We start from the raw sequence: 7,896 nt of genomic DNA, 5'->3' as shown, positions 1-7,896 counted from the left end.
TCGGCAGCATGGTCTACGCCCAGCAAGGGGCGATCGGCAACATGCCGATGGCGGCGGCCTTCACGCTGGTGCCGATCGTGCTGATCGCCATTTACCTGTCCATCGTCAAACGCCTGGGGGCCTTCGATGCGCTCTGACGCTTCCTCTCAAGACCGGGCATCCCTGGGCCTGCGCATCGCCGCCTGGGGCGGGTTGCTGTTCTTGCACTTCCCGATCCTGATCATCTTCCTCTATGCCTTCAACACCGAAGACGCGGCGTTCAGCTTTCCGCCCAAGGGCTTCACCCTGAAGTGGATCGCCGTGGCGTTCTCGCGGCCCGACGTACTGGAGGCGATCAAGCTGTCACTGCAGATCGCCGCCATCGCCACGCTGATTGCGCTGATCCTCGGCACCCTCGCCTCGGCGGCGTTGTACCGGCGGGACTTCTTCGGCAAGCAAGGTATTTCGCTGATGCTGATCCTGCCGATTGCATTGCCGGGGATCATCACCGGGATCGCGCTGCTGGCGACCTTCAAGACCCTGGGGATCGAGCCGGGGGTATTCACCATCGTGATCGGTCACGCGACCTTCTGCGTGGTGATCGTCTACAACAACGTCATCGCCCGATTGCGCCGCACGTCCTACAGTTTGATCGAAGCGTCGATGGACCTCGGCGCCGACGGCTGGCAGACCTTCCGCTACATCGTCCTGCCGAACCTCGGCTCGGCGTTGCTGGCTGGCGGCATGCTGGCGTTTGCCCTGTCGTTCGACGAAATCATCGTCACCACCTTCACCGCCGGCCACGAACGCACCTTGCCGTTGTGGCTGCTCAACCAGCTCAGCCGCCCTCGGGACGTGCCGGTGACCAACGTCGTGGCGATGCTGGTCATGATGGTGACCATGTTGCCGATTCTCGGCGCGTATTACCTGACCCGTGGTGGGGAGAGTGTTGCGGGTAGTGGCGGAAAATAACTGACAACTCATTTCCCAATGTGGAAAGCGGATTCTGTAGGAGCGAGGCTTGCCCGAAGGCGTCCTCAAGAACGTCAAAAGCTTCGCGGGCAAGCCTCGCTCCTACAGAGATTCGGTTTCCACAGAGGGAAAACAACAGCTTCGGAGGACAAAGCCATGCAAACCAAACTCTTGATCAATGGCCAACTGGTCGCCGGCGACGGCCCCGCCCAAGCCGTGTTCAACCCGGCCCTCGGTCGCGTACTGGTGGAAATCAACGAAGCCAGCGAAGCCCAGGTCGACGCCGCCGTGCGCGCCGCCGATAGCGCCTTCGAAGGCTGGTCGCAAACCACGCCGAAAGAACGCTCGCTGTTGCTGCTCAAACTCGCCGACATCATCGAAGCCCATGGCGAAGAGCTGGCCAAACTGGAGTCGGACAACTGCGGCAAACCCTACAGCGCCGCGCTGAACGACGAGATCCCGGCGATTGCCGACGTGTTCCGATTCTTCGCCGGGGCCAGCCGTTGCATGAGCGGTGCGCTGGGGGGTGAATACTTGCACGGCCACACCTCGATGATCCGCCGCGACCCGGTCGGCGTGATTGCCTCCATCGCGCCATGGAACTACCCGCTGATGATGCTCGCCTGGAAAGTCGCCCCGGCCCTGGCCGCCGGTAATACCGTGGTGCTCAAGCCGTCGGAACAAACCCCGCTGACCGCCCTGCGCCTGGCCGAACTGGCGTCGGAGATTTTCCCGGCGGGTGTGCTTAACCTGGTGTTCGGTCGTGGTCCTTCCGTTGGCACCCCACTGGTCACCCACCCGAAAGTGCGCATGGTGTCGCTGACCGGCTCCATCGCTACCGGCTCGAACATCATTTCCAGCACCGCCGGCAGCGTCAAACGCATGCACATGGAACTGGGCGGCAAGGCGCCGGTGATCATCTTCGACGATGCCGACATCGACGCCGCCGTGGAAGGCATTCGCACCTTCGGTTTCTACAACGCCGGGCAGGACTGTACTGCCGCTTGCCGCATCTACGCTCAGGCAGGCATCTATGACACCTTCGTCGAGAAGCTCGGCGCCGCGGTCAGCAGCCTCAAGTACGGCTTGCAGGATGATCCGTCGACGGAGCTGGGCCCATTGATCAGCGCCCAACATCGTGACCGCGTAACCGGGTTTGTCGAGCGGGCCATGGCGCAACCGCACATTCGGTTGATCACCGGCGGCAAGCCAGTGGAAGGCAATGGCTTCTTCTTTGAACCGACGGTGCTGGCCGACGCACAACAGGACGACGAGATCGTGCGCCGCGAAGTGTTCGGGCCGGTGGTATCGGTAACCAAATTCACCGATGAAGCGCAGGCGCTGGCCTGGGCCAACGACTCGGACTACGGCCTGGCGTCGTCGGTCTGGACCTCGGACGTCGGCCGCGCCCATCGCCTGTCTGCGCGCCTGCAGTACGGCTGCACCTGGGTGAACACCCACTTCATGCTGGTCAGCGAAATGCCGCACGGTGGTCAGAAACTGTCCGGTTATGGCAAGGACATGTCCATGTATGGGTTGGAGGACTACACGGTTGTGCGGCATGTGATGTTCAAGCATTAAAAGCGAAAAGATCGCGGCCTGCGGCAGTTCTCCTGTAAGCGCTGCCGCAGGCCGCGATCTTTTGCTCAACGGACAAAGCCTTTGTACCTCAAAACCGCGAAACACTCCTCATCGCATCCACCAGATAGCGCATCGCAATCCGGTCACTCTCCGACAGCTCGCGATAGCGCTCCACCAACTTCAACTCCTCCGAACTGAGACGACGCCTTCGCCGCCCGGTGGCCAGGCAGGGAAAGAGTCCTAACATTTCAGTGATGCCTTGTACTTTCGACATGGACGATGTCCTTCTATACGTCAAAGAAAACTGCAAAACCGCATCGCCCTATCACTTTCAGCGGCCGTCTTGTGTGCACTGAACCCACCGGCCTGAAGGGCCGAAACCGGTCATGCCCATAGAATAGAAATTAAATCGGCGCTGAAAAGCGGTTTTTAGAGTAATTAGTCGAAAAAAGCAGATATGCCCTATAAATCAGAAAACGCTGTGAGAAACGTTACCTGACATGTCTTGTTTCATTGCCGCGCTGTCGCGGTGCTATCAATCATTTTTGCTCTGTAATCGAACGGTTTAAGCTATTTGGCATCTCTTTACAGTCCGTTGTGTTTGGCCAAGGCATGTCCGAACCGCTATTTCTGATCCAGCACGTGCCAGGAACGGCGCGGGATTGTTCACGACAGGTTGTACTTATGCATCGCAGGAATTTGCTCAAAGCGTCCATGGCCATCGCGGCTTACACCGGTCTCTCGGCCACCGGCCTGCTGGCCGCAAACGCCTGGGCCGGCAGTGGCACTGCCGATGGCGACGCCCAGGCGTTCGACTTCGAAGCGCTGAAGAGCCAGGCCAAACAGCTCGCCGGCAAGCCGTATCAGGACACCAAACAGGTGCTGCCGCCGACGCTGGCAACCATGACGCCGCAGAACTTCAACGCGATCCGCTACGACGGCAATCACTCGCTGTGGAAGGATCTGAAAGGTCAGCTGGACGTGCAGTTCTTCCACGTCGGCATGGGTTTCAAGCAGCCGGTGCGCATGTACAGCGTCGATCCCAAGACTCGACTGGCGCGCGAGGTGCATTTCCACCCGTCGCTGTTCAATTATGAAAAAACCACCGTCGATACCCAGCAGCTCAAGGGCGACCTGGGATTTTCCGGGTTCAAGCTGTTCAAGGCCCCGGAGCTGGATCAGCACGACGTCTTGTCGTTCCTCGGCGCCAGCTATTTCCGTGCGGTAGACGCCACCGGCCAGTACGGTTTGTCGGCCCGCGGCCTGGCAATCGACACCTACGCCAAGAAGCGTGAAGAATTCCCGGACTTCACCAAATTCTGGTTCGAGACACCGGACAAGGACAGCACCCGCTTCGTGGTGTACGCCCTGCTCGATTCGCCGAGCGCCACCGGGGCCTACCGTTTTGACATCGATTGCCAGGCCGAGCGCGTGGTGATGGAAGTCGACGCCCACGTCAATGCCCGCACCGCCATCGAGCAACTGGGCATCGCACCGATGACCAGCATGTTCAGCTGCGGCACCCACGAACGCCGTATGTGCGACACCATTCACCCGCAAATCCACGACTCCGATCGCCTGGCCATGTGGCGTGGCAACGGCGAGTGGATCTGCCGTCCGCTGAACAACCCGGCCACCCTGCAATTCAACGCCTTCGCCGACACCGACCCGAAAGGCTTTGGCCTGGTGCAGACCGACCATGAATTCGACAGTTATCAGGACACCGTCGACTGGTACAGCAAGCGCCCGAGCCTGTGGGTAGAACCTACAACCGCGTGGGGCGAAGGCTCTATCGATTTGCTGGAAATTCCTACGACCGGCGAAACCCTGGACAACATCGTCGCGTTCTGGACGCCGAAGAAACCGGTCGCCGCCGGTGACTCCCTGAACTACGGCTACAAGCTCTACTGGAGCGCCTTGCCACCGACGGGTACGCCGCTGGCACGGGTCAACGCGACCCGTTCGGGCATGGGCGGCTTTGTCGAAGGCTGGGCACCGGGTGAGCATTATCCTGAAGTCTGGGCACGCCGCTTTGCCGTGGACTTCACCGGCGGCGGGTTGGACCGCTTGCCCGAAGGCGCGGGGATCGAACCGGTGGTGACCTGCTCGAACGGTCAGGTGAAGGATTTCAATGTGCTGGTGCTCGATGACATCAAGGGCTACCGAATCACCTTCGACTGGTATCCGACCAATGACAGCGTGGCGCCGGTGGAGCTGCGGTTGTTCATTCGCACCAATGACCGCACGTTGAGTGAAACCTGGCTGTACCAGTATTTCCCGCCGGCGCCTGATAAGCGCAAGTACACCTGAGGTATTAGACGGGGTCCGGGCCGAACAACCGCCCAATATCCCGAACCAGAAATCAAAAAGCCCCGGTCAACCCGACCGGGGCTTTTCGTTTTTACAGCGGCCTTCAGTCACGCAAATCCGATTCATGAATCGGCTGGTCACGATGAGTGGCCCGTTGGTATTGCGCCGGCCAGATCGCCTTGTGCCCACCCAGATCGTCATCGGCATGCAGCGGCCAATACGGATCACGCAACAACTCCCGGGCGAGGAAGATGATGTCGGCCTGACAGGTACGCAGAATATGCTCGGCCTGGGCTGGCTCGGTGATCATGCCTACCGTGCCGGTGGCAATGCCCGACTCTTTACGTACCCGCTCAGCAAATCGGGTCTGATAACCGGGCCCTGTAGGAATCTCGGCGTTCACCGCCGTACCACCTGACGAAACATCAATCAGATCCACACCCAGGTCTTTCAGGCGTCGCGCCAGCTCCACGGTTTCGTCGGGGTTCCAGCCATCCTCCACCCAGTCGGTGGCCGAAACCCGCACAAACACCGGTAACTCTTCAGGCCACACGGCCCGCACCGCTTCGGTGACTTGCAGCACCAGCCGAATACGATTCTCGAATGAGCCACCGTACTGATCGCGCCGTTGATTGCTCAAGGGCGAAAGAAATTGATGCAGCAGATACCCATGGGCGGCGTGCACTTCGACCACTTTGAAACCGGCGATCAACGCCCGTTTGGCCGAATCGACGAAAGCCTGGACGACCTCGGCGATCTCACTTTCATTAAGCTGCTTGGGTGGTGTGTGCTGGGGGTCGAAAGCGATCGGCGAAGGGCCGACCGGAATCCAGCCGCCATCTTCCGGTTTGACGCTGCCATGCTTGCCCAGCCACGGCCGATGCGTGCTGGCCTTGCGCCCGGCATGGGCCAGCTGGATGCCGGCAACGGCGCCCTGAGCGGCAATGAAACGCGTAATACGTTGCAAGGGTTCGATCTGTTGATCATTCCAGAGACCTAGGTCCTGGGCGGTGATACGCCCATCGGCGGTGACCGCCGTGGCTTCGGTGAATACCAGACCTGCGCCGCCGATCGCGCGGCTGCCGAGATGGACCAGATGCCAGTCATTAGCCAGCCCATCGACGCTGGAGTACTGGCACATCGGTGACACCGCGATGCGGTTAAGCAGGGTCAATTGACGAAGGGTATAGGGTTCAAGCAGCAGACTCATGGGGCACCTCTCAAATCAGTGGGCAGGCTCCAGGGTTCTGTTTGAATAGTCGACGAGTGACAGGAAAAAGGTGCAGCACCCGCCCCCGCGGGCAAAAAATTCGACAAGACGTCACAAGGATAATCAAGCAGTGCTTAGAGCCTAGTCGACATCGCGGGATCAGGGAGGGTTCAAGAAATGAAACACCGCCAATTTGAGGTCAAACCAAAACCACAACAGCAGTTAGACATTATCGCGGTTCGATGTGGGCAATCATCAACTGCACAGTCTCGTTCCCACGAAACTCGTTGAGGTCGAGTTTGTAGGCCAATTCGACCCACTTGATGGTCGGATTCGGCCAGATGTCCCGGTCGATCCCGAAGGCGATGCCATCCAGCTTCACCGAGCCGCATTCACTCTTGAGCACCACTTTGAGGTGCCGCTCGCCAACGACTCGTTGCTCGACCAACTGGAACACCCCGTGAAACAACGGCTCCGGAAAGTGTTGCCCCCAAGGCCCGGCGTGGCGCAGGGCGCGGGCCAGTTCCAGGTGAAACTCCTCGACCGCCAGGGTGCCGTCCGACAGCAGTCGCCCGGTCAGGTCTTCTTCACGCATTTGCCTGCGCACTTCGGCGTCGAAGGCTTGCGCGAACAACGGAAAATTCGCTTCCGGCAAGGTCAGGCCGGCCGCCATGGCGTGGCCGCCGTATTTGCTGATCAGGTTCGGATGTTGCGCCGCGACCACGCTCAAGGCATCGCGAATGTGAAAGCCCTGAACCGAACGCCCCGAGCCCTTGAGCAAGCCATCGCCAGCATCGGCAAAGGCGATAGTCGGACGGAAATAGCGCTCTTTCATACGCGAGGCGAGGATACCGATCACCCCCTGGTGCCACTCGGGATCAAACAGGCACAGACCGAACGGCATCGATTCCACCGGCAGATCCTTGAGCTGAGCCAGCGCCTCGCGCTGCATGCCCTGCTCGATGGATTTACGGTCCTGGTTCATGCCATCCAGCTGAGCCGCCATTTCACGGGCAGCGCCAGCGTCTTCGGTGAGCAGGCACTCGATGCCCAGGCTCATGTCATCCAGCCGCCCTGCCGCGTTCAGACGCGGGCCGAGGATAAAGCCCAGGTCAGTGGAGGTGATGCGCGAATGATCACGCTTGGCCACTTCAAGGATCGCCTTGATCCCCGGCCGCGCACGCCCGGCGCGAATTCGCTCCAGGCCCTGATGCACCAGAATCCGGTTGTTGGCATCCAGCGGCACCACGTCGGCGACGCTGCCCAGCGCCACCAGGTCGAGCAATTCGCCAATGTTCGGCTGCGGCTTGCTCTCGTACCAGCCCAGGCTGCGCAGGCGCGCGCGCAGGGCCATCAGTACATAGAAAATCACCCCGACACCGGCCAGGGCTTTGCTCGGGAACTCGCAACCCGGCTGGTTCGGATTGACGATGGCATCGGCCAACGGCAGCTCGTCGCCGGGCAAGTGGTGATCGGTGACCAGCACCTTGAGTCCGGCCTTTTTCGCCGCTGCCACGCCTTCGACGCTGGAAATGCCATTGTCCACGGTGATCAGCAACTGCGGCTCGCGGGTCAGCGCCACTTCGACGATTTCCGGGGTCAGGCCGTAGCCGTACTCGAAGCGGTTTGGCACCAGATAGTCGACATGCGCCGCGCCCAACAGACGTAACCCCAACATGCCCACGGTACTGGCCGTCGCGCCATCGGCATCGAAGTCGCCAACGATCAGAATCCGCTGACGCTGCTCCAGCGCCGTTACCAGCAAATCCACCGCCGCCTCGATGCCCTTGAGCTGCTGGAACGGAATCAGCCGCGCCAGGCTCTTGTCCAGTTCAGCCTCGGAC

At 60.5% G+C, this 7,896-nt stretch carries 6 protein-coding genes and 1 pseudogene; 4 read left to right on the top strand and 3 right to left on the bottom strand.

Annotation, left to right across the window (positions count from 1 at the left end; genetic code table 11):
• The 3 genes and pseudogenes from AC1DLB_RS14805 to AC1DLB_RS14795 form a co-directional block, all read left to right on the top strand.
• Positions 1-137, top strand: a pseudogene (locus tag AC1DLB_RS14805) (ABC transporter permease); the annotation flags it as partial.
• A complete protein-coding gene (locus tag AC1DLB_RS14800; RefSeq protein ID WP_019581623.1) occupies positions 127-951 on the top strand; it encodes an ABC transporter permease in 825 nt (274 codons plus the stop codon). The pseudogene AC1DLB_RS14805 and the gene AC1DLB_RS14800, both read left to right, overlap by 11 nt.
• A 156-nt stretch (positions 952-1,107) precedes the next feature.
• Entirely contained in the window at positions 1,108-2,532 is a 1,425-nt protein-coding gene (locus AC1DLB_RS14795; protein ID WP_086946354.1) for a gamma-aminobutyraldehyde dehydrogenase, read from the top strand.
• Positions 2,533-2,620: 88 nt separating this feature from the next.
• Here AC1DLB_RS14795 and AC1DLB_RS14790 read toward each other — a convergent pair whose 3' ends face one another.
• A complete protein-coding gene (locus tag AC1DLB_RS14790; protein ID WP_007940616.1) occupies positions 2,621-2,806 on the bottom strand; it encodes a hypothetical protein in 186 nt (61 codons plus the stop codon).
• Positions 2,807-3,216: 410 nt separating this feature from the next.
• Between AC1DLB_RS14790 and AC1DLB_RS14785 the strand changes: the two genes are divergently transcribed.
• Positions 3,217-4,842 carry a glucan biosynthesis protein D gene (locus AC1DLB_RS14785; RefSeq protein WP_310398371.1) on the top strand — a complete coding sequence of 542 codons (1,626 nt, stop codon included), beginning with the start codon at positions 3,217-3,219 and terminating at the stop codon, positions 4,840-4,842.
• Between the two features lie 103 nt (positions 4,843-4,945).
• On the opposite strand, the gene AC1DLB_RS14780 is transcribed toward AC1DLB_RS14785, so the two are convergent.
• On the bottom strand, positions 4,946-6,052 hold the full coding sequence (locus AC1DLB_RS14780) for an NADH:flavin oxidoreductase/NADH oxidase (RefSeq protein ID WP_018926696.1): 1,107 nt from the start codon (positions 6,050-6,052) through the stop codon (positions 4,946-4,948).
• A gap of 229 nt (positions 6,053-6,281) precedes the next feature.
• Positions 6,282-7,883 (bottom strand): single-stranded-DNA-specific exonuclease RecJ, encoded by a 1,602-nt coding sequence (gene recJ, locus AC1DLB_RS14775; protein WP_477785187.1) that lies wholly within the window; start codon positions 7,881-7,883, stop codon positions 6,282-6,284.
• Positions 7,884-7,896: the final 13 nt, after the last annotated feature.

It is taken from the genome of Pseudomonas sp. 05N434 (assembly GCF_056396965.1).
The sequence above is the reverse complement of the archived record's forward strand: the minus strand, read 5'-3'. Positions and strand labels throughout refer to the sequence as shown.